Origin of the sequence: Brevibacillus centrosporus, assembly GCF_003710815.1 — a bacterium.
GTDB lineage: Bacteria > Bacillota > Bacilli > Brevibacillales > Brevibacillaceae > Brevibacillus > Brevibacillus centrosporus.
In genome coordinates, this window is record NZ_RHHP01000002.1 from 149,062 (window position 1) to 174,192 (window position 25,131).

Consider the following 25,131-nt stretch of genomic DNA (forward strand, 5'->3'; position numbering starts at 1 on the left):
CGTCACCCTTTCAGCCATTTGGAAACGTCTTTGGCGTGATATGTAATGATCAGATCGGCACCCGCACGCTTGAAGCCGACCAATGTCTCCATCACGATACGCTCTTCATCGATCCAGCCATTGGCAGCTGCTGCCTTCACCATGGAGTACTCGCCGCTCACGTTGTAAGCCACGATAGGCTGGTTGAAGTTTTCACGCAGACGCACCACCATGTCCATGAAAGCCAAGCCTGGCTTGACGATCAAGAAGTCCGCGCCCTCTTTTACGTCAGAGGCAGCTTCACGCAAGCCTTCACGCGAGTTGGACGGATCCATTTGATACGTTTTGCGGTCGCCGAACTGTGGAGCAGAATTCGCTGCATCGCGGAAAGGACCGTAGAAAGCAGAAGCGTATTTAACCGCATAGGACATGATCGGAATATGCGTAAAGCCAGCTTCGTCGAGCGCTTCACGGATGGCAATCACAAAGCCGTCCATCATGTTGGAAGGCGCGATGATGTCAGCTCCGGCCCTCGCTTGGGATACAGCCGTTTGCGCCAAAAGCTTGAGCGACTCGTCGTTATCCACATCTCCATCGTGGATGACGCCACAGTGTCCGTGATCGGTGTACTCACACAGGCAGGTGTCCGCGATCACGATCATTTCTGGGTAAGCTTCTTTAATCAGACGAATCGCCTGCTGGGTAATCGCACTGTCATCGTATGCGCCAGTACCGCACGCATCTTTCGCTTCCGGTACACCAAACATGATGACCGATTCAATACCTGCCGCAACGACTTCCTTCATCTCGATTGCCAGTTGATCCAGGGAAAACTGGTACACACCTGGCATGGAAGGAATCTCTTTTTTCACATTGCTTCCTTCTACAACGAACAGCGGGTAGATCAGGTCCTCCATCCGTACGTGGTTTTCCCGAACCAGATTGCGCATGGCCGCACTACTACGCAGGCGGCGATGACGATCAAATGTTTGTGCCATGTCTATTCCCTCCCAGTTTCTCTATCAAAGCTGTAAGCAAGCCCTCCACAGTAAACTCCGTTGCGACCACTTGAACCTTCAGCCCGTTTTTCTGTGCCGTTTCCGCTGTGATAGGACCGATGCAGGCGATTGTCACCTGATCGAGCCATCCTTCCTGGGCAAAAGGAGCCATGGCCTGCACAAAATGAGTCACGGTGGAAGAGCTGGTAAACAGGATTCCATCAATGTCGTGGTTATGAATGCGCCGAGCCGCTTCAGGTGCCAGCCCAGCATCGATGACGGTATGATACACATCTACTTCCGTCACTTCCAATCCTAGTCGAACCAGTTCTTGCGGCAAAGTTTTGCGAGCAATGTCCGCCCTTGGGAGCAGCACACGCTGACCGGGAACAAGCCGATCATGCAAGCTCGAAAGCAGCCCTTCTGCTACATAATCCGAAGGGATGACAGCAACGCTCAGCCCCTCTTTTTGCAAAGCTGCGGCTGTTTTCGGGCCAACTGCTGCCACCTCGGCATGGATCATTTCGATTCCAGCTCCGACGGCTCGCATCCGCTCCAAAAAGAACTGAACGCCATTCACACTGGTAAAGATCAGCCAGTCAAACGTCTCGAGCTGAGCAATCGCTTCATCCACCTGACTTGGATCATCGGGCGCAACCATTTTCAGAAGAGGAAAGGCATAAGCCTCTCCTCCCAGAGCCTCTATCTTTCCAACGAGCTCCCGCACCTGGCTGCGAGCCCTCGTGACCATGATGCGCTTGCCTGCCAGCGGTCCAGCAGATTCGAGCTGCGCATCTGTCATACTCATTGCTCATTCTCCCGCAGCACTTGGGCCAGCACCTCTCCGGCGCCTTGGGCAAGCAGTGCTTCCGCTACTTGTATGCCCAGAGCAACAGGATCCGTGCCGCTCGCGGTATTTTTAAACATTTGCTTGCCATCCGGGGAACCGACCATTCCTGTCATCGTGATCAGGTCGCCTTCTCCGATCGTCGCATACGCACCGATCGGCACCTGGCAGCCGCCCTGCAGCTTGTGCAGGAAGCTGCGTTCAGCTGTTACCGCCAATCTCGTCGGTTGATGATCCAGCTGACGCAGCAGCTCTAGCGTCTCTGTATCATCAGCACGGCATTCGATTGCGAGTGCACCCTGCCCTACTGCAGGCAAAGAGATTTCGACTGGCAGGTACTGAGAGATCGTTCCATCGAAGCTCGCACGCTCCAATCCAGCTGCGGCCAGGATGATCCCGTCGAAGTTTCCTTCCGCAAGCTTGCGCATACGCGTGTCGATGTTTCCGCGCAAGGACTCGATCTGGATGTCAGGACGATACGCCATCAGCTGTGCGGCACGGCGCAGACTGCTCGTTCCCACAATCGCTCCTTCCGGGAGTTCATCCAGCGTTTTTCCGTCCTTCGAGAGCAGTACATCTCGCGGATCCACCCGTTTGGGAATCGCGCCAATGACCAGCCCCTCCGGAAGCTCAGCAGGCATGTCCTTCAAGCTGTGTACGGCAAAATCCGTTTCTTTATCATACAGAGACTGTTCAATCTCTTTTACAAACAAGCCTTTTCCCCCGACCTTGGACAAGGTCACATCGAGGATGCGGTCGCCCTTGGTCACGATCTCATGCAGAGCAAAATCCGCTTCCGGCGCGATCTCCTTCAGACGGTCTACCACCCAATTCGTCTGAATCAGCGCCAATCTGCTGCGCCGCGTACCCACGTTCCATTTTTTCATGACTGCCTCCTAGAACAGCTTTACCACCAGCTGTGAAATGTTGAAGTATTCGCTCCAAAAAAGTTGATCAAAAGCAAAGCGAATGCAAGGATGTTCCAAATCTGCATTTTGCGAATCGGCATCGTATCCCTGTATCTTTTATAAACCCAGAAGGAATAGCTGGCTAGCACGATGAGAGAAAGGACCACCTTGGCATCCAGCATAAATTTATCCGGCAGTACCATTTTCGCCCAAATAATCCCCAATACAATCGAAAGCAACAGCATGGGCACACCGAGCATGTTCATCCGGTACGCGTAGCTCTCCAGCTGATCGAGGCTCGGTAGCCTCCGCAGCAGCGGTGTCCATCGGCGTTCCTTGAGCATTTTATGCTGCAGCAGGTACATGCCGGAAAAAATCAGGGACAAGGAAAATGCGCCGTAGCTGAACATCGCCAGCGTTACATGTGTCAACAGCAGCTCGGATTGCAAAACGCTCGATACGGCGACGATCGGTGTCTCCGGCAAAAACATGGACATGACCAGAACGACAAACCCAATAATATTCGTAAAAAACACCAGTAAGTCTATTCGAAAAAAATAGTGAATGGCAAGTGAGAGACTTACCAACACCCATGAATAAAAAAAGAGCGTTTCAAACAAAGTGATGACAGGAAAATACGTCTTCATGATTGTCTGTGAAACAAAAAAAGCAGTTTGCAAGGCCCAAACGACAACAAGCAACCCGAAAGCCAAACGATTGACTTTCCGGTTGCTTTGCAAGAAGTCGTTAAAATAGAAGAGAACACTTGCAGCGTAGAGAAAGATCGTCAGGTCGTAGATCCATCTCACCTCGGCCATGCACTCTCTCCCCTCTTTCCCATCGGTTTCTATCGGTTTCTATCGGTTTGCTCTAATCGCGGGCGCGGGAGCAGCTACTTGTTTGGTTTTCTCGTCTGCCCACTTGGCTTCCTTTTCTGTACGTTCCAAAATATCCTCCAAGGCAAACATCTTGGCGAACATCTCCAAAACTTCCTCGCCATCTTTTGAAGCCGCCATCTCTTTCAAGCGCACCACCGGATCATGCATGAGCTGATTCACGATCCCTTTTGTCGTCTTGCGAATGATATGTAGGTCGCGCTCTGTCAGGTTAGGCAGCTTGTTTTCGATCTTGCGCATCGCTTCCACCTGGACACCCAGCGTCTTTTCACGCAGAGCAGCAATCAAAGGTGCCACGCCAAGCGTTTGATACCAGTTGGAAAAAGCGAGGATCTCGTCCTGAATCATGGCATCGATGCGATCTGCTTCACGGGAACGCTCAGCCACGTTGCTCGCCACGATGCCTTCCAGATCGTCGATATCATAGAGAAACACATTGTCCAGATCGTGCAAATCAGGGTTTAAATCACGCGGTACCGCGATATCGACCATGAACAGTGGACGATGCTTGCGCTTTTTCATGATCGGAGCCAGTTCGTTTTTGCCCAGGACGTAGCCGTTTGCCCCAGTCGAGCTGATGACGATGTCTGCTTCGAGCAGCGCCGCTGGCAGCTGCTCCATCGTACAGGAGTCCCCTTTGAATTTCTCGGCCAGCAGCTGCGCTCTTTCCAGTGTGCGATTGGCCACGATCACTTTTTCCGAGCCATTCGCATGCAAATGCTTGGCTGTCAGCTCACTCATCTTGCCTGCCCCTACGATCAGCACCGATTTCCCTGCAAAGGAACCGAAAATCTTCTTCCCGAGCTCAACAGCCGCGTAGCTGACCGATACGGCATTTTGACCAATCGCTGTCTCGGTATGCGCACGCTTGGCAAACGTAATCGCTTGCTTGAACAGCATGTTAAACACAGTGCCCGTCGTCGCATGCTCCTGCGCCAGCAAGAAAGCGTCACGCACCTGTCCCAAAATCTGCGTCTCTCCTACGACCATGGAATCCAGTCCAGAAGATACACGGAACAGATGGTCTATCGCCTCTTCGTTTTCCTTTATATACAAATGATCCTTAAATTGCTCTTTCTCCACACCAAACCATTCCGCTAAAAAGCGACGTGTATAGTCACGGCCGATGTTGGCCTGATCACATACGACATAAATCTCCGTGCGATTGCACGTACCGAGAATGATACATTCCGCAATACTCTTCGTCTGGGAGAGTAGATGAAGAGCACGGGCGGTCCCATCGTCACTAAACGTAAATTTTTCGCGTATTTCGACAGGCGCCGTTTTATAATTGAGGCCCAGCAAAAGAATATCCATAATGTCCTCCCAGCATGACGTGCTTACATACACCATGTGTAAAATGCACTATTATTATAACATTATGTCCAGAATCGACCACGAGTAATTGTGAAAAATTTATTAACGGCGTGCACTTTCCATCCGATGGAGTCGGTTTTCATATCGAAACTCATGGTTCCATTCCCTTGCTTTCCCCTGTAGAATGGCTTAAGATGCAGGCTAGATAAAAGAAAAACCATAACATTTCGAATGTTGGTGGAGGGGAGATTAGAAGCATTGAAAAAACCATGGGTGGCAGATTTCACACTGCTATTAATTGCTTTTATCTGGGGGTCTACTTTCCTGGTCGTCCAACAGGCGATCGAGTTGCTTCCTCCAAACACGTTTAATGCGGTTCGCTTTACCATCGCTGCACTCTTTTTGCTCATCATACAAGTCTTCTTGTACCGTCATCGTTGGAAGGATTGGAGCCGCCAGCTGGTCAAATCCGGCGTGATCCTCGGGTTTTGGCTCTGCCTCGGCTACGCTCTGCAAACAGTGGGGCTTCTCTACACGACGCCATCGAAAGCAGGCTTCATCACAGGTCTGTCTGTCGTTCTGGTACCGTTGTTCTCCATGCTTCTATTAAAAGAGCGTGCCAAACCGGCAGCAGTTGTCGGGGTTATCCTTGCTGCATTTGGTCTGTACCTTCTGACACAAAATCAAGAGTTCTCTTTTAATCTTGGTGACATTCTCGTCTTTGGCTGTGCGATCTGCTTTGCGATGCAAATCGTCTTTACCGGAAAGTACGCGCCGCAATTTTCCGCCCTGCCGCTTGCCATCACCCAGCTTGGAACCGTAGCGATCATGAGCTGGATCTACGCGTTCTTCTTTGAGGATTACAGCCGTGCCTTTGATCCACACATTTTGTTCCAGACAGAAGTTGCATTCGGGCTCATCATCACTTCTATCTTTGCAACAGCCTTGGCCTTTCTGGCACAGACGGCCCTGCAAAAGCAGACTAGCTCGACCAGGGTCGCGCTTATTTTTGCACTGGAACCCGTATTCGCCGCACTGACCTCCTACATCTTCATCCACGAAGTCTTGAACGGACGACAGCTCGTCGGCTGTCTGCTGATCTTCATCGGGATGATACTGGCAGAGCTTCCCATCCAGGAATGGATCCGCAGCAGTCGGGTAGAAAAGAACAAACCGAACGATAGCAGCGAATCTGTATAAGATAAGTTCCATCTGATACAAAAAGGTTCCCTTCTCACGGATCGAGAGGGGAACCTTTTTGTTTTTCTGTAAGGGCAATCAGGTCGCCTTCCGAACTTCCTGCATGACCGCGTCGACAAACAGATTCATGACTTGCCCGCATACTTTTTGCGGCAGCTTCTCCGTCCGCTTCAGCCATTGCTTCAGCTTCAGCAGGTGAAAGGCAGCCTGTGTCAGCCTTCCACTCGTCCCTGCCTCGACCAGACCGACAGCCGATTGGCCGACTTTCGCCCAGTGGCGGTACTTTTCGAGCCATGGCCTGCATTCGAGTGCAAGCTTTTGATTGGTCATTCCCTGCAGCAGCTGCTCTGCGGCTTCCTCCATTTCGACAAACAGAGACTGCAGCTGTGCTACCGCCTCCTGTCGGTCTCCCTGAAGAAACTGAAAGCGAAACTTGAGCAGAGCTTCCATCATCCGCGGTGATTCGATTTCGTTCAGAAAGGAGCTCTGCACGTTATCAGCGAAGCGCATAAAGGCAGCTGCGTCCTTTTCACCGACGACCTCATTTACAGCTTCTTCCCATGCCGTCTGCGGATCGTAGCCCAGCGGATCGCGCAAGTAAGCCGCCGTCGTAATCAAAGGAATCTTCGAGCATTCCGGCCTGGACATCGCATTCGCCACGTAGCCTTCTGAATGACTCCACAGATCGGGGTCCCGGTGACGCAGCGGACCGATATGCAGCTCGTTTGCCATCGCCAAATCATTCACGGGATAATTGTCCCAGTACAAAGGCTTGTGATTCGTATATTTCTGAAATCGCTGTGCGTCGCCATCCGTTAAAAATGGGGAGCAGACAAAACGACCTGTCCAGAAAAGATCGATCCCCTCTGGCAGATGCATGCCCACATACTGGACGTACGGTTCTTTTCCAAGCCCGTTGTACTGGGTTGGACAGATTGCCAATTTGATCGACTGCGACCAGCTTTTCAGCTCGCTCCACACACGCATCGTGACATCGACATGGGCTGCCGCCAAATGATCGTATCGCGCTGTATCCGCCGCGTGCAGGAGGTGCATCGGAATATCATCGAACAGCAGAGCAAAAAACCGAACCCCTTTGTCGTACATCATGCGGTATTTCCTCAAAAGCAAGTCGGTATGGTCCTGATTGCTGTACTCCATACTCAATCCCGGACTTAGGCAGTAGACGAATTGGACCTTGTCTTTTACGGTCTGCCTGATCAGCTCGTCAATTTCACGCTCAGCCACTTCTGGATGCTTTTCCATCCATTTTTCCCGCAAGTACAAATCGTCCTTTGGGGAATAAAAATAGGTGTTGTAGGCATGTCTGCCAAGGAAATGGATCATGTCCAGCCGCTCTGCATGCGTCCAGGGCGTTCCGTAAAAACCTTCGATTACGCCACGTATGGCAAAGCGTGCAACCTCGCTCACGAATGCTGCCTCCCCTTCCCCCTCCGGAAATAGCGTCAGTCGTTTTTACCTGCTACAGGCGCAGGAGTTTCCACGGGTGTCTCCGCCACTTCTGCCGTCTGATCGCCACCACGCAAGCGGCGGAGAATTTCTCCCCATAGCTCATCTTTACCCTGTCCTGTCTCCGAGGAGAAGACGATGATTGTGTCATCTCCGCGCAAACGCAGACTTTGACGGATTACTTTTGTATGCTGCAGCCAGCGTCCACGTGCAATTTTATCGCCTTTGGTCGCCACCACCACAGTCGGAATCCCGATTTGCTTGCACCAGTCATACATGGCGATATCGTCCTTGCTCGGTGCGTGGCGAATATCGACCAGCTGAATCACGAAGCGCAGCTCCTGGCGATTCTTCAAATAGCCTTCAATCATCTTGCCCCATTGCTCTTTGATGGTCTTCGCTACTTTCGCGTAGCCGTAGCCAGGAAAGTCTACAAAATAGAGCATGTTGTTGACGCGAAAGTAGTTCAAGGTTTGCGTTTTCCCTGGACGGGAGCTGATACGCGCCAGACCTTTGCGATTCATCATTTTGTTCAATAGGGATGACTTACCGACGTTGGAACGGCCCACGAGAGCGATCTCATGCAGTCCGTCCTCCGGGTATTGCTTGGGTCCAACAGCGCTTATGATAAACTCGGATGATGTTACTTTCATTTCTTTTCACCTACCGGTTGTTTCGTTAGAGCACGCTGCAGCACTTCGTCCAAATGCTTAACCGGATAGAAAGTAAGGGCTTCGCGAACGCTTTCTGGAATGTCCTCGATGTCTTTTTCATTGTCCTTTGGCAAAATGATCGTCGTCAAGCCTGCGCGGTGTGCAGACATGCATTTTTCTTTCAGGCCTCCAATCGGCAGCACACGGCCACGCAGGGTAATTTCGCCCGTCATTCCGACTTCCTTTTTCACCGGAATTCCTGTCAGAGCAGACACCAATGCGGTTGCCATCGTAATCCCTGCAGACGGACCGTCTTTAGGAATCGCGCCTTCTGGTACGTGGATGTGGATGTCGTTCTTCTCATGGAAGTCGGGGTCGATTCCCCATTCGTTGGCACGAGAGCGGATGTAGCTGAATGCAGCTTGCGCCGACTCTTTCATTACGTCGCCCAATTGACCGGTCAGAGTCAGCTTGCCTTTCCCCGCCAAAATGCTCACTTCTACATTCAGCGTGTCGCCGCCAGCCTGTGTCCATGCCAATCCTGTGACGGAACCAACCTGATCCTGTTTCTCAGCCAGGCCGTAGCGATAGCGAGGTTTGCCGAGCAAAGATTCCAACGTTTTGGCCGTAACCACTACGCGCTTTTTCTCTCCGCTTACGATGATCTTGGCCGCTTTTCGACATACGTTTGCCGCTTCGCGATTCAGATTGCGCACCCCGGCTTCGCGCGTGTACAAACGAACGAGCTTGAGCATTGCATCCTCATTCACTTGCAGCTTATCTTTACCCAGACCGTGGTCTTCCATTTGCTTAGGCAGCAGGTAGCCACGCAGGATGTTCAGCTTCTCCAGCTCCGTGTAGCCGGAGATCGAGATGACCTCCATCCGGTCGAGCAGTGGACGCGGAATGGTGTCGAGGCTGTTCGCCGTCGTAATGAACATCACGTTCGTCAGGTCGTACGTTTCTTCTATATAATGATCGCTAAACTTGTCATTCTGGTTCGGGTCGAGCACTTCCAGAAGAGCGGAAGCAGGATCGCCGCGGAAGTCAGAAGCGAGCTTGTCGATCTCATCCAGCAAAAATACAGGATTAATCGTGCCAGCCTGCTTCATTCCCTGGATAATCCGTCCTGGCAAGGCCCCTACGTATGTGCGGCGATGACCACGAATCTCTGCTTCGTCCCGCACACCACCGAGGGAAATACGGACAAACTCACGGCCCAGTGCACGAGCAACTGAGCGAGCGAGTGACGTTTTCCCTACCCCAGGAGGGCCGACCAGACAAAGAATCGGGCCACGCATGGAATTGACGAGCTTTTGGACAGCCAAGTACTCCAGCACGCGCTCTTTTGGCTTTTCAAGACCGTAGTGATCTTCGTCCAGTACTTCTTCTGCATGCTTGATGTCGAGGTTATCCTCGGTCGTCTTTGTCCACGGCAACGCAAACAGCGTATCAATATACGTACGAATGACAGAGCCCTCTGCGGAGGTCGACGGCATTTTTTCCAGACGCTCCAGCTCTTTTTCGATCTTGGTTTTGATCCGCTCAGGTGCATCGGACTTTTCCAGCTGAGCACGCAGCTCATCTACTTCGCTCTGGCGGCCGTCCTTGTCGCCCAGTTCTTTTTGAATCGCCTTCATTTGCTCACGCAGGTAGTATTCCTTCTGCGTGCGCTCCATCTGCTTCTTTACTCGGTTGCCAATCTTGCGCTCGAGCTCCAGCACCTCGCGCTCGTTGTTCAGGATCGTGAGCAGGATCTCCAGACGCTCCTGGATGTTAATCGTCTCGAGAATTTCCTGTTTGTCCTTCATTTTCAAAGGCAAATGAGAAGCAATCACGTCGGCAAGTCTGCCCGGCTCCTCGATGTCCTGTACGGATGTGAGCGTCTCCGGGGAAACCTTTTTCGACAGCTTGATGTATTGCTCAAAGTGGTTGAGCAGCGAACGCATCAACGCTTCCACTTCGTTTTCCTCTGCTTTTTCTTCCTGCAAATATGTAATGGACACGACGAAATAATCTTCCTGTTGAAGATATTCCTCGATTTTGGCACGCTGCAAGCCTTCTACCAATACACGGATTGTACCGTTTGGCAGCTTCAGCATCTGTTTTACGCGTGCAACAGTTCCGATGCTGTAGATTTGCTCAGCATCTGGTTCCTCTATGTGTACTTCTTCCTGTGTCGCAAGCAAGATCTTGTTGTCGTCCACCATCGCTTGCTCCAAGGCACGAATAGACTTTTCACGTCCCACGTCCAAATGGAGCACCATAGTCGGATACACAAGCAAGCCACGCAGCGGGAGAAGCGGTAATTCTCGTTTACCGGAACGTTCGCCCAAGCGGATGCACCTCTCCTTGTTGAATCTATCCCTCTTGCAATGAGTCAGCTTAAGAGTTTTCAGTCTTTTGGTCGTACATGCAAAAACGGTTGAAATAGCCGTTTTCGCTCCCGTACGGCGCCCCCAAAAGCAAAGCGGGCCAAGGAATAGCGGCCCACTACTCTTTGCAAGCAGAAGCTTTTTTCCATTGTAGCGCAAACGCCATGCGATGTCTAATTTGCATGCGCTCCCGAGTGTTACAAGGAAAATGGCGAAGATGCCAGATCATCAGCAGGAAGCTGCAGTGTAAAGCCCGTCGTTTCCGCCTCGGGCTCGGCCTGTTCAGGTACCGCGAGCTCCATCACTTGGGCAACCGTCGATACCGGGATAATCTCAATGCCTTTCATCTCCGCAAAAATGCTTTGCCAGTTCTCCTCAGGAATAAGGACGCGTGTCGCCCCAGCTTGTCTGGCTGCTTCGACCTTGGCAACGACCCCACCCACTGGTTTCACTTTCCCGTGGATGCTGACTTCGCCGGTCATCGCCAAACGGTTGTCAACCGGAATGCCGCGAATTGCAGAGTAAATCGCTGTTGCAATCGTAATTCCTGCTGATGGTCCATCTACAGGAATCCCACCTGGAAAATTGATATGCAGATCGTAATCGTACGGACGTATGCCCATGCGATGCAAAACGGTCAACACGTTTTCCACGGAACCTCTCGCCATCGATTTTCGGCGAATGGTCCTGCTGCGACTGCCCATTTCCTCTTCCTCTGCCATTCCCGTAATCGCCATTTTTCCTTGGCCATTGACCATGGCTGGCGATGCTGTTACCTCAAGCTCCATCACACTGCCCATGTTGGGGCCATAGACGGCAAGACCATTGACCAAGCCGATCTGTGGGGTTTCATGCACCTGTTTTTCCGGGCGCGGCGATTTCTGACTGCTGTGCATCACCCACTCTACATCCGCAGCGACGATATTCTTCCGTTCTTCCGTCAAGGCGATCCCGGCGGAGATTTGCAGCGTATTGATCGCTTCCCGCCCGTTTGTCGCATAGCGCTCAATGACAGAAACTGCCGCATCCTCAATATCCAGTTCCATCTTGGCAACTGCCGTACGCACGATGCTGCCAATCTCACCTGGCTTCAATGGACGGAAAAAGATCTCCAGACAACGGGAGCGCAGCGCGGCAGGCAGTTCCTCCGGCAATCGCGTCGTTGCTCCCACCAAACGAAAGTCAGCAGGCAGCCCATACTTGAACACGTCATGAATATGCGAAGGAATTTGGCTGTTTTCCTCACTGTAATAAGCGCTTTCCAGCATAACTTTACGGTCTTCCAGCACCTTCAGCAGTTTGTTCATTTGCACAGGATGCAGCTCGCCAATTTCGTCGAGGAACAGCATTCCTCCGTGTGCTTTGGTAACAGCTCCTGGCTTCGGCTGGGGAATCCCTGCCTGACCGAGGGAGCCTGCTCCTTGGTAGATCGGATCATGGACGGAGCCAATCAACGGATCCGCTATCCCTCGTTCGTCAAATCGCGCAATCGTCGCATCAATCTCAATGAATTTGGCATCCGCAGTAAAGGGGGAAAGCTGATTTTTCTTGGCTTCCTCCAGAACGACCCTGGCTGCTGCCGTTTTGCCTACTCCCGGCGGCCCATATACGATGACATGCTGTGGGTTTGGTCCGCACAGCGCTGCCCTCAATGCACGCAGCCCATCCTCTTGTCCGACGATCTCCTCCAGTGTGGACGGTCTCGTCTTCTCGGATAGCGGCTCCGTCAAAGCCACCATTCTCATCCGCCGAATCGAATCCAGATCCTTTCTCGACTCTTTCTCCGTGGACGTCTTGGTATTCCGTTGTGCTCGCAGCAAATTCCAAAAGTAGGTCCCGATTACGATCCCAACGACTACTTCAATGACGGCAATGACCAATGTCGTATAGTCCATTTGAATCCCTCCCACTGCACCTATGTAAAAGCGTCTCTTGAACTATATCTTGTAGTATTGCCCCGCAATCGTAGACGTAAACCAAGAACCCACGTCCCCAAAAGGCTTTCGGAAATGCAAAAAACCGCCCCGAATGCACGGAGCGGCTTTTTTTCCAGCAAGTAGCTTATGCAGTTTCTCCACGAACTTCATGACCCTCTTTGTTCATGAGCTGCGGCTTCACTTTATCACGTACGGTTTCTTCCGTAATGACGCACTTGTCGACGTCTTCACGAGAAGGCAGTTCGTACATCATATCGAGCATGATTTGCTCGATGATCGCACGAAGTCCGCGTGCACCTGTATTGCGTTTGATCGCTTCTTTCGCGATTTGCAGGAGTGCACCCGCATCGAACTCGAGCTCGACTCCGTCTAAGCTCAGCAGTTTTTGATACTGCTTCACGAGGGAGTTTTTCGGCTCCGTCAAAATGCGTACGAGCGTCTCTTCATCCAATGGCTCGAGCGTCGCCAGTACTGGCAAACGACCGACGAACTCTGGAATCAGACCAAATTTCAAAAGGTCTTCTGGAAGTACGTATTTCAGATACTCTCCAGCTTTCAGATCGCCTTTTACGCCTTCCGTAAAGTCGGCACCGAAACCGATGACCTTCTTGCCCAAACGGCGCTTGATGATTTGCTCCACCCCGTCAAATGCTCCACCGCAAATGAACAGGATGTTGGAGGTATCGATCTGGATGAACTCCTGATGCGGATGCTTACGGCCGCCTTGCGGAGGAACACTCGCAACGGTACCTTCCAAAATTTTGAGCAAAGCTTGCTGTACGCCTTCACCGGAAACATCGCGTGTGATCGATGGGTTTTCCGATTTGCGAGCGACCTTGTCGATCTCATCGATGTAGATAATGCCTTTTTCTGCTTTCTCTACATCGTAATCGGCTGCCTGGATCAGCTTCAGCAAGATATTTTCCACGTCTTCGCCCACATAGCCGGCTTCTGTCAGGGAAGTGGCATCAGCGATTGCGAACGGAACATTCAAGATGCGAGCCAGCGTTTGCGCCAGCAAGGTTTTACCGCTACCAGTCGGCCCGATCAGCATGATGTTGGATTTTTGCAGCTCCACATCCTCGATCTTGGCGCCGGAATTAATCCGTTTGTAGTGGTTGTATACCGCGACAGACAGCGATTTTTTCGCCAGATCCTGACCGATGACATAGTCGTCCAGGATTTTGCGGATTTCCACTGGCTTCGGGATTTCCTTCATGTCGATTTCTTCTTCCGTGCCCAGCTCTTCCTGTACAATCTCATTGCACAGTTCGATACACTCGTCACAGATGTATACACCAGGACCAGCTACCAGCTTGCGCACCTGTTCCTGGGACTTGCCGCAGAAGGAGCACTTCAATTGGCCTTTGTCGTCGTTAAACTTAAACATGCGCTTCACCTCACAACGGGTCAGTTTTTGCGTTCAATAATAGCATCGATCAAGCCATAGGCCTTTGCGTCCTCTGCGCTCATGAAATTGTCGCGATCCGTATCTGCCTCTACTCGTTCGATAGGCTGACCTGTCCGCTCTGACAAAATTTCATTAAGCTGGCGTTTGGTTTTGAGGATCCAATCTGCATGAATGCGGATATCCTCTGCTTGCCCGCGCACGCCGCCGAGCGGTTGGTGAATCATGACTTCACTGTTCGGCAGAGCAAAACGCTTGCCCTTTGCTCCCGCCGCCAAGAGGAACGCTCCCATGCTTGCTGCCATGCCTACACAGATCGTAGAAACGTCAGGCTTAATGTACTGCATCGTGTCGTAGATAGCCATGCCTGCGGTTACAGAACCGCCAGGAGAGTTTATGTATAGCGAAATATCTTTGTCCGGATCTTCTGCCTGCAAAAACAGCAGTTGGGCGACGATCAGATTGGCGACTTCATCATCAATCTCTGTGCCCAAAAGGATAATCCGGTCTTTCAAGAGGCGCGAGTAGATATCATAGGAGCGTTCGCCTCTGCTCGTTTGTTCAATGACCATAGGGATCAGCATATGTATGTTCCTCCTTTGCCGAAAAGCATGTGGCTATGCGACCTCGTAATGCAGTGAGAAGGACCTCGAAAAAAATATCCTTCGGTGGAAAAACAAGGCACGAGCGTATCGTGCCTTGTGTTTTCCAAAAGTAGCAAGCGGTTGCCCGCCTACTGGTCAATCATTCGTTCTTCCTAAGCTTATGCACTTACTTTGCTTTCTGCAACCAGGAAATCTACTGTTTTGCGAGTTTGAACATCGCGGTACAGGGCTGCCATACCATCTTGAGCGGAGAAGATTTTACGCAACTCGTCTGCAGGGCGGCCATAAACGCCAGCCAGCTTGTTCAGCTCTTCGTTTACATCTTCTTCTGTTGCTTCGATGTTTTCAGCTTTTCCGATTGCTTCCAGTGTCAGGGATGTCCGAACACGTGAAGTTGCATCTGCGCGCAGTTGGTCACGCAGTTGGCTTTCGTCCATACCAGAGAACTGGAAGTACAGCTCCAATGTCATACCTTGGTATTGGAGACGTTGGCCAAACTCGTTTACCATTTGATCCAGTTCGTGTTCTACCATAACTTCTGGCAGATCGATCTCAGCGTTTTCAGCTGCTTTCAGAACGAGTTGCTCACGAACATATTGATCTTTGTCTTGCGCGGATTTTTCTTCGAGTTTTTTCTTGGTGTCAGCTTTCAGCTCTTCCAGAGTGTCGAACTCGCTCACGTCTTTTGCGAACTCGTCGTCCAAAACTGGCAGGTTTTTGCGCTTCAAGCTAGTCAGTTTCACTTTGAATACCGCTTCTTTACCAGCGAGGTTTGGAGAGTGGTATTCTTCTGGGAATGTTACGGTAATGTCTTTTTCTTCGCCAACATTCAAGCCTACTACTTGCTCTTCAAAGCCAGCGATGAAAGTACCGGAACCCAGTTCCAGAGAGTAGTCTTCTGCTTTTCCGCCTTCAAACGCTACACCGTCTTGGAAGCCTTCGAAGTCGATTACTGCCAGGTCGCCGTTTTGAGCAGCACCCTCTTCAACTGCTACCAGTTCAGCATGACGCTCTTGCATACGCTTCAGCTCAGCATCAACGCTTTCTTCTGTTACAGAGAAGTCTTTTTCTTCGATGCTCAGGTTTTTGTAGTCGCCGAGTTTCACTTCTGGCTTCACAGTTACAGTCGCTTTGAAGATGAGGTTTTTTCCTTGCTCCATTTGTGCTACGTCAACTTCTGGACGGTCAACTGGCTCGATGCCAGCTTCTTTCACAGCTTGTCCGTATGCAGTTGGAAGCAGAATGTCGAGTGCATCCTGATACAAAGATTCTACACCAAAACGCGCTTCAAACATTTTGCGCGGAACTTTCCCTTTACGGAATCCAGGAACCTGAACTTTTTGAACCACTTTTTTAAACGCTTGGTCCAATGCTGCGTCTACTTCCGAAGCATCTACTTCAACCGTCAGGACTCCCTGGTTATTCTCTACCTTTTCCCAATTTGCTGCCACGTAAACTTCCCCTCCTAGATTGGATCAAAGAACACCGCCAGCCATACAGGCTCGGACGATAATATTCTAGCCATTATAACCATTCTAGTATAGCACAAAACTTTTCATTTTCAACAAGACCCTGTTTTAGCGTCTAAGAGAGTATTTTCCTCCCAGACTTTTCACAGGGCTGCCCAGATGATCGTAGAAAGAAACCGAGACTTGCACGGCAGTGGATGTTACTCCCGTTTGCTCCAAAATCGCATAGGTCGGGACGTCAAAACCGCGCGGCATCTGGAGGCTTCCGGGGTTGAGGAACAGGACATCCCGCTCCACGCCACAGACGGGAACATGGGAGTGGCCAAAAATGACGACGTTTGCACCCGTCTCCTCTGCACGGTAATGGAGACGCAGCAGCGAGCTTTTCACGCCGAACAGATGGCCGTGGGTTTGCAGAATATGTAAATCATTCCATTTCGTCTGCTGCTCCGTCGGGACCGCCTTTGTGGTATCGCAGTTACCCCTAACGAGCGTCATTTTGGAAAAGGGATCTCGCGTATGATCCACACAGAAATCCCCGCAATGCAGGATTTTCTCTACTTTATGTCTGCCCACAACTTGCGCAACTTCCCTCACCAGACCATGGCTGTCGCTCATCACCAGAATCCCCACCTGCGACCTCACTCTCCCGTTCTTTCTTTTAGCTGGCGCCGCTTGCTTACTTTTGCTCGCGCAGGACTTGCAGCAATTTTTGCATGGCACGCGCTCTATGGCTGATCTGATTTTTCTCCTCCGGTGCCAGCTGTGCCATCCTTTTATTTTGCTCGGGCAAATAAAAGACGGGGTCATAGCCGAAGCCGTTCGTCCCAGCCGGTTCGTGTGCGATCATACCTTCGCAGGCACCACTCGTGATGACAGGCTCCCCTCCTGGCACAACAAAAGCCAGTGTGCAGCGGAAGCGCGCCGTACGATCCGCATCCGGTACAGCTTCCATTTCCTGCAGGAGCTTGCGCCAATTCTCTTCGTCGGTAGCGTCCTCACCTGCATAGCGTGCCGAGTAAACACCCGGTCTCCCCTCCAGGGCATCGACCTCCAAGCCCGAGTCGTCACCGATTGCAGGCATTCCCAAGTATGTAGAAATCGTCACTGCCTTTTTTATCGCGTTTGCTTCGAATGTTTCTCCATCCTCTACTACTTCAGGCACGTTTTCAAAATTCGCCAGGCTAATACCTTCCCAGCCTGCTTCCGCAAAGAGTCTGTTAAACTCTTTGACTTTTCCCTGGTTGCGCGTGGCGAGCACCACTTGTTTACGACTAGACATGGCTTTCCTCCGCTACATTGTCTGCAAACGTCAAAGGTACGTCAGCCAAGGCCTCTTTCTGAGCGGCAACCAGCTGGTTGATCCCTGTTTTGGCAAGTGCGATCATGTCCTGCAGCTGTTCAGGCGAGAATGGAGCATCCTCCCCGGTACCTTGCAGCTCAACGAATTTGCCTTTGCCTGTCATGACGACGTTCATGTCAACGGTAGCTGTCGAATCTTCTTTGTAATTCAAGTCCAGCAGCGTTTCTTCCCCGATGACGCCTACTGAGGTCGCTGCCAGAAAATCGTGCAGGGGCAGCTGCTTCCAGGTCCCGCTCACCACCAGCTTTTGCATCGCATCAACCAAGGCGACGAATGCACCTGTAATGGAGGCTGTTCTCGTACCGCCATCCGCCTGAATCACGTCACAATCAATCCAGATCGTCTTCTCGCCCATCGCTTCCAGATGAACGACTGAACGCAGGGCACGCCCGATCAAGCGCTGGATCTCCATCGTGCGCCCGCCTACTTTCCCTTTGGACGACTCCCGAGCATTGCGCGTTGCTGTCGCTCTCGGGAGCATGGAGTACTCGGCTGTGATCCATCCCTTTCCGCCACCACGCATAAACGGAGGTACTCGATCCTCCAGAGTTGCCGTACAAATCACCTTTGTATCTCCGACTTCGATCAAGCAAGATCCTTCTGCGTGTTTAATGTAATTGCGCGTAATCGTAACTGGGCGCAATTGGTCATGGGCACGGCCATCCACTCTCATTCCAAGTTCCTCCTAAATCGCTTTGATACACTTCGCTCATTATACCAGAGGCAGGATTTGGTCTGCCACTGAACAAACGTCCAACGGCTATTTGCCTCAATTGCAAATATTCGCATGAATAGGATGATTCCTCCTTCGGGCGAGAAAAAGGGTTGCGATTGATTTATAAATTCGATTATTATCTAATTAGCTAATTATCTAATTTATAGAAATCAGGTGATCCTCATGCAATCGGTACACGTTTTACGCCATCCCAACCTGCGGCGGATGCTCACCGCGAATCTGCTTAGTGGCATCGGGGATTGGTTCAACAGCGTCGCCGTGCTCAGCCTGCTCATGGAATTGACGTCAGGCGCAATGGCTGTCGGCATTACGCTTGCTCTGCGAACGCTTCCCCATCTGCTGTTCGGCCCTCTGGGCGGGGTCCTCGCCGACCGCTGGGACAAAAAGAAAGTCATGATTTTCTGTGACTTTGCCCGTGCTCTTCTCGCTTTGAGCTTCTTGCTCATCTCTTCGGCGGACGACATCTGGCTCGTCTATCTCGGGACGTTTTCTCTCGTGGCATTCTCCTCGCTGTATCAGCCATCCCGCCTGTCGATCCTGCCTCACCTCGTCGAACCAGAGGAGCTCGCGACTGCAAACGCTCTCGATCAAAGCGTGTACGGAATGGTAATGGCGATCGGCTCTTTGATTGGGGGGATTTTTATCGCCTTATGGGGAACAGAGGCTGCTTTCGTCTACAACTCCTTGTCGTTCCTTTTGTCTGGAATTCTGATCATGCGTCTTGCCTTTCCTCGTCCCGATCGCAGCTGTCCTTCTCCATCAACGCCTCAAGCTTCTTATCGTGATGTGATTGCCTTTGCGGCTCACACTCCGATCGTTCGCTCCATCCTGCTGATGACTGCCCTTTGGCCGATTGGAGGAGGAATCATCAACGTCCTGATCAGCGTCTATGCCTATCAGGTCTTCCAGGCGGGTGAGATGGGGATCGGTCTATTCTATGGTGCGATTGGTGTTGGCTTTATCCTTGGGGGATTGGCTGCGGATCGCTTTGCGAAAAAGCTGTACAAAACGTCCTTTTGGAGTCTGTCATTGGAGGGAGTCGCATTAATCCTGACCAGCATGGCTCCCACCATCTACGTGGCGGCGGTCTGCTATGCCTTGTCCACGATTGCGGGAGGCATCGGAAACGCCAGCTTGCGCACCTTGCTGATGCAGCATGTCCGAAGTGATTATCAAGGGCGGGTATTCGCCCTAGAAGCAACGGTATCCAACGTACTTATCGGGCTGTCGATGCTGGCTGGAGGCTGGCTGCTCTCTTTTGCGGAGCCCAGACTAGTAGGGTTTGCTGCTGGGACATGCGTCACGCTTTTCTCTGTCGTCATCGGTTGGAGTCTGTGGAGAGCCTCTCGAAAAAGCGTAGTTAGAAAACTTGGCTCCGCCTAGCTTTGTGGCAAATTCTTACTGTACAAAAAAACCACGCTCGCAGCGCCGAACGTGGTCTTTTGCCTCTGGTAGATTAGAATTGCAGCGGATTTAGCTGAACGGGACGGCTCACCGGTTTGGTGTAGTCGCCATTCGTCAAGGGCTTACCCTCTACCAATAGCTGCACTTTTGGTGCGCCCGTGCTCTCCGTCAGTGACAAAACGAGCGACTCAAGTGCATCCGGACTTGCTTCCTTGCCTTCGTCATACTTGAGGATGTCGTTGCTCAGGTTGACAGTGAGCAGGTCTTTCTCCTGTTTGACATCCAGGACGCGGGTCGTACGGAGCAGGGAGCTGAACAGCTGCGAGCCTTCTTTCGGCCCTTTGATCAGCTCTTCTACTGTAGCCTTCGCGATGTCTGCCGTAGCAGGAACCAAACGAGTCACAGGTACAAAATACGTACGGGAGTCATCCAGCTGCCCTTGGAAAAATACTGTCACGGACGATGTGTTGCCCGGTATGGCGCCATCCGCCAACTCGAGGTTGACTCCATGACCCCGGTCGAGCTGCGTAATCGGCGTGCTGGCTGCCGGCATCTCCGTCAACGGCGTTCCATTCACCCAGATCTGCACCGTTTTGACGTTGCTGAACTCTGTCATGGCGCGAGTCACCGCATCCAGAATCCGCTTTTCGTCTTTTTCCTCATACGTCTTGAACTCTTTGGAAAAGTCGACGGTCGCTACTCCGTTTTTGATGACGATGCCCTTTACTTCTGTCCCTTGCGGCAGTATGGCAGTGAATCCACCCTGGAGCAGGCTTTCTACCGGCCCACCTTTGACCATGTAGCTCAGAACCTGCTTGGCAACCCCTTCTTCTTTTGGAAGAGTCAAAGATACAGGCACGACGTACCCGTTCGGATCCTGCAAGTACACGGTACGCTCAGCTGTTCCCTGCAAGACTGTCTCTGTTCCCTCTGTCGCTGCACCATTGTCAGGCGACGTCAGATCCGGCACATCCACTGCCACCTGTGACTGCGGAGGTGCATCGATACTAGTCGCTTCCTTTTCCGGGCCAAAGAGACCGCAGCCTGATAGCAGCAAAGCGCTGACCCCTAGCACAGCTGTCGCTTGGCTAATGCTTCGAATCTTCATTTCCCAGCCCTCCTCGAGACACTTTGTACTACCATGTATACGAGCAGGGCTTGGGTTTATGCGTTCAAAGTCGACAATTACGACTGAAAAGACTTTTCCAAGGAGTGGTGTTCGACTTGCACCGGGCATTTCAGCCACTCTTCTGCGATGGAGCGGAAACGCGATGTTTCCCCACTCGTCACAAACAAATGCTGTGGCACTTCCCGCGTCTGAATACTCTTGATCGCCTCAATCTGATTCGCGAGCTCACTGGCCGTTTCTTCGGCAGAATTGATCAAAGTGACCTGATCTCCCATCACTTCCTGAATGATCGGTGCCAGCAGCGGATAATGTGTGCACCCCAGGATAAGAGTGTCCAGCTCTTGGCCGACGAGAGGTGCCAGTGTTTCCCGCACCACGCGGCGTGCCTCATCTGTGTCGGCCATATGGTTCTCCACCAACGGAACAAACGGCGGACAAGCCATGCCCGACACGATCAAATCGGGTTGAACACGCAGCAATGCGCGCTCATATGCTTTCGTACGGATCGTCGTTTCAGTGCCGATAACTCCGATATGACCCGTTTTCGTTGCTTTGACAGCAGCACGTGCTCCCGGATCGATCACGCCGATGACCGGCAGCGGCAAATGCGCCTTCGCTTCTTCCAGAACAACTGCAGTCGCAGTGTTGCATGCAATGACCAACGCTTTTAGCGGAGACTTCATCACAAAATCAATCATCTGAAAACTGTAGGCACGAATTTCTTCCGGTGATTTGGAGCCGTACGGACAGCGGGCATTATCTCCCACGTATACAATCCGTTCCTCGGGCAGCTGACGCATGACTTCCTTGGCTACGGTTAATCCTCCCACTCCTGAATCAATGACGGCTATAGCTCGCTCTCTACTCATGCAATTGTGTCTCCCCTGTTGTGATGAATATAGTACAGCATACCACTCTGACATGTGTGCTACTACCATATGCGTAGTTTAAATTTCTTGTACTCCGCGAATGCCGCACACACACTGGGCCCTTTTCATACGTTGGGAATGAGAATTGCCTAAGGCAGGAGGAATTTCCTTGGAAGAACAAACCAAGCAGCTGCTGGACTGGAGTCAGTGGGGCCGTCAGTGGATTGAACGCATGAGAGACCAGAAAAAATGGAATCGCGAGCTAGAGCATCACCTGCATAAATTCGAAGAAACCTTTATCCAATTGGGCAGGAAGGCAGCACGGCTGAATGCTGACACCCAATCCGAGGAGCTGCCTGTCCTATTGGCGCGCGCGGAAGAAGTACAGGAGCAGTTTCACCGTTTCCTGCGTCTGGTGCAGTTAAACGAGCCTGAGAAGATTGATGCAGTCGTCACTCCCGTTTCCTACCCTTCCCAGCGCGAGCCTGTTCCTGTCGCCCGCCCTCTCGCTGCTGGCCGCCATACACTGCCCCCGCTCCCCTACAGCTACGATGCACTGGAACCGCATATCGACGCGGAAACGATGCGGATCCATCATGACAAGCTGCATAAAAAATATGTAGACGACTTGAATACAGCCGAGCTGAAGCTCGCCGAAGCACGCGCCAACGGAAACTTTGATCTGATTCGGCATTGGGAGCGCGAACTGGCATTCAACGGCGCTGGACACTACCTCCATACCATTTTCTGGCCATCGATGAGCCCAAATGGGGGCGGGGAACCGAGCGGAGATCTGGCGGAAGCAATCCGACGCTACTTTGGCTCGTACTCCTCGTTTCAAGCACAGTTCACCCAGGCGGCAAACAAAGTGGAAGGTCCGGGTTGGGCGATCCTCGTCTGGTCACCTCGCGCCCAGCATCTGGAGATTTTAATGGCGGAAAAGCACCAAAACCTGTCTCAATGGGATACGGTCCCCCTGCTCGTCCTCGATGTCTGGGAGCATTCGTATTTTCTGCATTACCAAAATGAACGGGACCGCTACGTAAACGCCTGGTGGAACATCGTCAACTGGCGGTACGTCGAGGAGCGCTTTGCCCAAGCCCGGAAGCTGCGCTGGCAGCCATACTGATTTCCTTGCAAGTGAACGGAACCTCAAGCAAAAGTCCCCGCACTTCCTCTATAGGCAAATGAAGGGGACTTTATTTTCGAAAAAATTACTCCGCTTTCAGGCGAAGCTGACCTGCAATCGTGACATGGGCAGCTCCACCGACGCGAATGACCGGCGTTTCCCCTGTCATTTCCACTGTCACATACAAGGTACCCGGACGTTGGATCGCATGCCCTTGCCCCACAACGAGGTGATGCACGCTTCCTTTTTCCAAAAAGCCTTCCAATACAAAGTAACCTGCCAAAGCTCCATTGGCTGCACCTGTTACGGGATCTTCAGGGATGCCAATTGCCGGAGCGAAATCGCGCGTGTAGACATCGTAGCCTTGTGGCCCATTCCAAGTGAACAAATGCGTAGTGGTAATTTGGTGTTTCCGATTCAATGCTTCCAGCTCTGGAAACAGCGGTACAGCCCGGTCAATCGCCTCATATGTGCGTACCGGAACCAGCAAATGCAATCCCCCAGTGGAAGCCAGCTTCATCGGGTAGCGATCGTCCAGATCTTCCGGGCGAATGCCTACCATACGTGCTACCTCTGCTTGATCTAGCTCGATCTCACGCACAGATGGCGCAATCTGGGTCATTGTCACTTTTTTTAGCTGTCCGTCCTCGACGTCAAGGGTCACAGGAATCAACCCGACATTGGTCTCGAATACAATCGGACGTCCCTTCTCCAGCCATCCTCTTTCGGTGGCCAATAGCCAGGTCGATCCGACTGTGGCATGGCCGCAAAAATTGATTTCGGTCGTAGGGGTGAAGTAGCGGATACGAAAATCGGCCTCCGGGTGATCACTTGCCATCAAAAAAGCCGATTCAGGAAGGTTTAGCTCGTTGGCAATCTGCTGCATTTGCTGTACAGTCAACGTATCAGCATCAGGAACAACGCCTGCGGGGTTCCCTGCGAAAGAATCTTGCGTAAACGCGTCCACGTGATAGACATTTACCAATTTCATTTTGCTCTCTCCTTTAGAGGTCTCGGATCTGCTTCCTTGTTTATTATCATAATTCTGCCACAATTCTGTGTAAAATGAGAGTTTCCCATGCTAGACATGACATTTCCTTCATGAAAGGACGAGAGGCATGACCTTGTTTCAAATCGAAGTGCTGGTAGCGGTTGCAAGCAAAGGTAACTTCACACGGGCAGGTGAGGAGATCGGACTTAGCCAATCGGGGGTGAGTCATACGATCGGTACCTTGGAAAAGGAGCTCGGCGTCTCCCTGTTTGTGAGGAATCGCACGGGCGTACAGCTTACCGCAGCCGGTGAAGAAATCGTTGCCTCTGCCCGATTGATTTTGCAGCATTCATCACGTATCAAAGAAATTGCAGCAAAGTCATCCGGCCTTTTACATACGACGATTCGCATCGGTTCTTTTCCCAGTGCCACGGAGCATTTCGCGCATCCGCTCATCCGGGAGCTGGGCAGCCTGTATCCCCACCTGGAAACACGCCTTTTTGAGGAGACCTATCCTGAGATCAAAGAGTGGATTCACTCTGGCGTCATCGATGTGGGATTTCACATCCTGCCGGAAGAAGGGCTGGAAGGGATTTTACTCAGGAAGGATCCGCTAAAGGCCGTCCTGTCCTCAGAGCATCCGCTGGCCAATGAAAGAGCGCTCACCTTTGAGCAGCTCGCCGCTGAGCCGTTTATCATGCCCATGGCCGGCTGCGAGGTTCTGCTGCATCAGGAATTTGCCAAAAGAAGCCTAACACCACAGATTAAATACGAGGTCGTCGACAACACGACGATTCTGGCTATGGCAGAAGCCGGCATTGGCGTGACCGTCGTCCCTGAGCTCACGCTGCCCTCTTTGTTGCCAAACGTGAAAGTGATCGAGCTCTCACCGCCTGTCTATCGGCAAATTGGGCTCGTCGTCCGCTCTCTTGCGGCTTGCTCGCCATCCACCCTGGCCTTTATGCGGGAGGCTGAGCGATTGCTAAACACCCCTACATCGAAGTAAAGGACGTGCACCCGCCATGAAAAAATGGACGTACCCGCTACTCGCGCTCATGATCGCGAGCGGCGTCGTGCTAGGATTCATCACCCAGACATCGAGCCTCTTGCCGCTGATTAATAACAGCTTTCTGTACGGACTCTTTTTCGTCATCTTCGGCTGTATCATCCTGGTCATTCGCTCAGGGTTCTTCACCGCTTTCGCACGCGGCTTCCAGCAGTTAAAAGACATGATCTTCCGCAAACCCCGCGTCCTGGAAAGCGATCTTTATTCGGCAGAGGATGCTTCTTTTCGGCGAAAAAAGGAGGCGATCCTACGAGGCGGAACGTCGCTTTTGCTCGTATCCGGTTTCGGGATGATCCTGTTTTCCCTGGTCCTCACTTGCTTCTACTACGTGTAACGAAATGGCAGGGCAAGAATTCTTCTATCGAAAGCATGACCATGCACA

General features: G+C 51.9%; 23 protein-coding genes. 5 read left to right on the forward strand and 18 right to left on the reverse strand.

The annotated features are described in order from the left end of the window. Positions 1 to 2: 2 nt before the first annotated feature. Genes hemB through hemA form a run of 5 tightly spaced genes read right to left on the reverse strand, consistent with a single transcriptional unit; the run spans position 3 to position 4,945 of the window. Positions 3 to 977: a porphobilinogen synthase gene (gene hemB, locus EDM55_RS03980; RefSeq protein WP_092269664.1), complete on the reverse strand. Its 975-nt coding sequence runs from the start codon at positions 975 to 977 to the stop codon at positions 3 to 5. Continuing rightward, positions 961 to 1,785 carry a uroporphyrinogen-III synthase gene (locus tag EDM55_RS03985; RefSeq protein WP_246070949.1) on the reverse strand — a complete coding sequence of 275 codons (825 nt, stop codon included), beginning with the start codon at positions 1,783 to 1,785 and terminating at the stop codon, positions 961 to 963. The genes hemB and EDM55_RS03985 overlap by 17 nt, the downstream gene beginning before the upstream one ends. Continuing rightward, positions 1,782 to 2,711: a hydroxymethylbilane synthase gene (gene hemC, locus EDM55_RS03990; RefSeq protein WP_122959665.1), complete on the reverse strand. Its 930-nt coding sequence runs from the start codon at positions 2,709 to 2,711 to the stop codon at positions 1,782 to 1,784. The genes EDM55_RS03985 and hemC overlap by 4 nt, the downstream gene beginning before the upstream one ends. A 20-nt stretch (positions 2,712 to 2,731) precedes the next feature. Then, positions 2,732 to 3,550 carry a cytochrome C assembly family protein gene (locus tag EDM55_RS03995; RefSeq protein ID WP_122959666.1) on the reverse strand — a complete coding sequence of 273 codons (819 nt, stop codon included), beginning with the start codon at positions 3,548 to 3,550 and terminating at the stop codon, positions 2,732 to 2,734. Between the two features lie 39 nt (positions 3,551 to 3,589). Continuing rightward, positions 3,590 to 4,945, reverse strand: a complete 1,356-nt coding sequence (gene hemA / locus EDM55_RS04000) for a glutamyl-tRNA reductase (RefSeq protein ID WP_092269674.1) — start codon at positions 4,943 to 4,945, stop codon at positions 3,590 to 3,592. Positions 4,946 to 5,203: 258 nt separating this feature from the next. Between hemA and EDM55_RS04005 the strand changes: the two genes are divergently transcribed. Next, complete coding sequence (locus EDM55_RS04005; protein WP_246070948.1) at positions 5,204 to 6,145, forward strand: DMT family transporter; 942 nt, start codon at positions 5,204 to 5,206, stop codon at positions 6,143 to 6,145. 78 nt (positions 6,146 to 6,223) lie between these two features. Here EDM55_RS04005 and EDM55_RS04010 read toward each other — a convergent pair whose 3' ends face one another. The 10 genes from EDM55_RS04010 to rph all read right to left on the reverse strand — a co-directional run bounded on the left by EDM55_RS04010 (position 6,224) and on the right by rph (position 18,098). Next, entirely contained in the window at positions 6,224 to 7,576 is a 1,353-nt protein-coding gene (locus tag EDM55_RS04010) for a protein O-GlcNAcase (protein ID WP_122959667.1), read from the reverse strand. 35 nt (positions 7,577 to 7,611) lie between these two features. Beyond that, on the reverse strand, positions 7,612 to 8,268 hold the full coding sequence (gene yihA, locus EDM55_RS04015) for a ribosome biogenesis GTP-binding protein YihA/YsxC (RefSeq protein WP_092269680.1): 657 nt from the start codon (positions 8,266 to 8,268) through the stop codon (positions 7,612 to 7,614). Beyond that, a complete protein-coding gene (gene lon, locus EDM55_RS04020) occupies positions 8,265 to 10,604 on the reverse strand; it encodes an endopeptidase La (protein WP_122959668.1) in 2,340 nt (779 codons plus the stop codon). Before lon ends, yihA begins: the two co-directional genes overlap by 4 nt. Before the next feature lie 236 nt (positions 10,605 to 10,840). Beyond that, positions 10,841 to 12,538 carry an ATP-dependent protease LonB gene (lonB, locus tag EDM55_RS04025; RefSeq protein ID WP_092269688.1) on the reverse strand — a complete coding sequence of 566 codons (1,698 nt, stop codon included), beginning with the start codon at positions 12,536 to 12,538 and terminating at the stop codon, positions 10,841 to 10,843. Between the two features lie 166 nt (positions 12,539 to 12,704). Next, positions 12,705 to 13,970 carry an ATP-dependent protease ATP-binding subunit ClpX gene (clpX, locus tag EDM55_RS04030; RefSeq protein ID WP_092273951.1) on the reverse strand — a complete coding sequence of 422 codons (1,266 nt, stop codon included), beginning with the start codon at positions 13,968 to 13,970 and terminating at the stop codon, positions 12,705 to 12,707. Positions 13,971 to 13,990: 20 nt separating this feature from the next. After that, on the reverse strand, positions 13,991 to 14,572 hold the full coding sequence (gene clpP, locus EDM55_RS04035; protein WP_092273954.1) for an ATP-dependent Clp endopeptidase proteolytic subunit ClpP: 582 nt from the start codon (positions 14,570 to 14,572) through the stop codon (positions 13,991 to 13,993). 179 nt (positions 14,573 to 14,751) lie between these two features. Continuing rightward, on the reverse strand, positions 14,752 to 16,044 hold the full coding sequence (gene tig, locus EDM55_RS04040; protein ID WP_092273957.1) for a trigger factor: 1,293 nt from the start codon (positions 16,042 to 16,044) through the stop codon (positions 14,752 to 14,754). 126 nt (positions 16,045 to 16,170) lie between these two features. Beyond that, entirely contained in the window at positions 16,171 to 16,695 is a 525-nt protein-coding gene (locus tag EDM55_RS04045; protein WP_122959669.1) for a metallophosphoesterase family protein, read from the reverse strand. Positions 16,696 to 16,741: 46 nt separating this feature from the next. Continuing rightward, positions 16,742 to 17,344: an XTP/dITP diphosphatase gene (locus EDM55_RS04050; RefSeq protein WP_092273963.1), complete on the reverse strand. Its 603-nt coding sequence runs from the start codon at positions 17,342 to 17,344 to the stop codon at positions 16,742 to 16,744. After that, positions 17,337 to 18,098 (reverse strand): ribonuclease PH, encoded by a 762-nt coding sequence (gene rph, locus EDM55_RS04055; RefSeq protein WP_092273966.1) that lies wholly within the window; start codon positions 18,096 to 18,098, stop codon positions 17,337 to 17,339. The genes EDM55_RS04050 and rph overlap by 8 nt, the downstream gene beginning before the upstream one ends. A 225-nt stretch (positions 18,099 to 18,323) precedes the next feature. On the opposite strand from rph, the gene EDM55_RS04060 reads away from it, so the two are divergent. After that, entirely contained in the window at positions 18,324 to 19,544 is a 1,221-nt protein-coding gene (locus tag EDM55_RS04060) for an MFS transporter (RefSeq protein ID WP_092273969.1), read from the forward strand. A gap of 73 nt (positions 19,545 to 19,617) precedes the next feature. Here EDM55_RS04060 and EDM55_RS04065 read toward each other — a convergent pair whose 3' ends face one another. Further along, positions 19,618 to 20,673, reverse strand: a complete 1,056-nt coding sequence (locus tag EDM55_RS04065) for a GerMN domain-containing protein (RefSeq protein ID WP_122959670.1) — start codon at positions 20,671 to 20,673, stop codon at positions 19,618 to 19,620. A gap of 77 nt (positions 20,674 to 20,750) precedes the next feature. Further along, positions 20,751 to 21,563, reverse strand: a complete 813-nt coding sequence (gene racE / locus EDM55_RS04070; protein ID WP_122959671.1) for a glutamate racemase — start codon at positions 21,561 to 21,563, stop codon at positions 20,751 to 20,753. A gap of 169 nt (positions 21,564 to 21,732) precedes the next feature. Between racE and EDM55_RS04075 the strand changes: the two genes are divergently transcribed. Further along, positions 21,733 to 22,692 carry a superoxide dismutase gene (locus EDM55_RS04075; RefSeq protein ID WP_092273978.1) on the forward strand — a complete coding sequence of 320 codons (960 nt, stop codon included), beginning with the start codon at positions 21,733 to 21,735 and terminating at the stop codon, positions 22,690 to 22,692. Positions 22,693 to 22,777: 85 nt separating this feature from the next. On the opposite strand, the gene EDM55_RS04080 is transcribed toward EDM55_RS04075, so the two are convergent. Then, positions 22,778 to 23,683, reverse strand: a complete 906-nt coding sequence (locus EDM55_RS04080; protein ID WP_092273981.1) for a PhzF family protein — start codon at positions 23,681 to 23,683, stop codon at positions 22,778 to 22,780. A 127-nt stretch (positions 23,684 to 23,810) separates the two neighbouring features. Here EDM55_RS04080 and EDM55_RS04085 point away from each other — a divergent pair, with 127 nt between their 5' ends. Then, positions 23,811 to 24,689, forward strand: coding sequence for a LysR family transcriptional regulator (locus tag EDM55_RS04085; RefSeq protein WP_122959672.1), 879 nt, complete (start codon positions 23,811 to 23,813; stop codon positions 24,687 to 24,689). 16 nt (positions 24,690 to 24,705) lie between these two features. Beyond that, positions 24,706 to 25,083 carry a DUF3899 domain-containing protein gene (locus tag EDM55_RS04090; RefSeq protein ID WP_092273987.1) on the forward strand — a complete coding sequence of 126 codons (378 nt, stop codon included), beginning with the start codon at positions 24,706 to 24,708 and terminating at the stop codon, positions 25,081 to 25,083. Positions 25,084 to 25,131: the final 48 nt, after the last annotated feature.

Excerpts from the sequence above, each read along its gene's own strand:
- lonB (WP_092269688.1), bottom strand. The coding sequence starts at position 12,538 with ATGGACTATACGACATTGGTCATTGCCGTCATTGAAGTAGTCGTTGGG.
- EDM55_RS04065 (WP_122959670.1), bottom strand. The coding sequence starts at position 20,673 with ATGAAGATTCGAAGCATTAGCCAAGCGACAGCTGTGCTAGGGGTCAGC.
- EDM55_RS04090 (WP_092273987.1), top strand. The coding sequence starts at position 24,706 with ATGAAAAAATGGACGTACCCGCTACTCGCGCTCATGATCGCGAGCGGC.
- EDM55_RS04050 (WP_092273963.1), bottom strand. The coding sequence starts at position 17,344 with ATGTCTAGTCGTAAACAAGTGGTGCTCGCCACGCGCAACCAGGGAAAA.
- hemB (WP_092269664.1), bottom strand. The coding sequence starts at position 977 with ATGGCACAAACATTTGATCGTCATCGCCGCCTGCGTAGTAGTGCGGCC.
- EDM55_RS03985 (WP_246070949.1), bottom strand. The coding sequence starts at position 1,785 with ATGAGTATGACAGATGCGCAGCTCGAATCTGCTGGACCGCTGGCAGGC.
- yihA (WP_092269680.1), bottom strand. The coding sequence starts at position 8,268 with ATGAAAGTAACATCATCCGAGTTTATCATAAGCGCTGTTGGACCCAAG.
- EDM55_RS04060 (WP_092273969.1), top strand. The coding sequence starts at position 18,324 with ATGCAATCGGTACACGTTTTACGCCATCCCAACCTGCGGCGGATGCTC.
- hemC (WP_122959665.1), bottom strand. The coding sequence starts at position 2,711 with ATGAAAAAATGGAACGTGGGTACGCGGCGCAGCAGATTGGCGCTGATT.
- clpP (WP_092273954.1), bottom strand. The coding sequence starts at position 14,572 with ATGCTGATCCCTATGGTCATTGAACAAACGAGCAGAGGCGAACGCTCC.
- rph (WP_092273966.1), bottom strand. The coding sequence starts at position 18,098 with ATGAGAGTGGATGGCCGTGCCCATGACCAATTGCGCCCAGTTACGATT.
- hemA (WP_092269674.1), bottom strand. The coding sequence starts at position 4,945 with ATGGATATTCTTTTGCTGGGCCTCAATTATAAAACGGCGCCTGTCGAA.
- EDM55_RS04080 (WP_092273981.1), bottom strand. The coding sequence starts at position 23,683 with ATGAAATTGGTAAATGTCTATCACGTGGACGCGTTTACGCAAGATTCT.
- EDM55_RS03995 (WP_122959666.1), bottom strand. The coding sequence starts at position 3,550 with ATGGCCGAGGTGAGATGGATCTACGACCTGACGATCTTTCTCTACGCT.
- EDM55_RS04085 (WP_122959672.1), top strand. The coding sequence starts at position 23,811 with ATGACCTTGTTTCAAATCGAAGTGCTGGTAGCGGTTGCAAGCAAAGGT.
- clpX (WP_092273951.1), bottom strand. The coding sequence starts at position 13,970 with ATGTTTAAGTTTAACGACGACAAAGGCCAATTGAAGTGCTCCTTCTGC.
- racE (WP_122959671.1), bottom strand. The coding sequence starts at position 21,563 with ATGAGTAGAGAGCGAGCTATAGCCGTCATTGATTCAGGAGTGGGAGGA.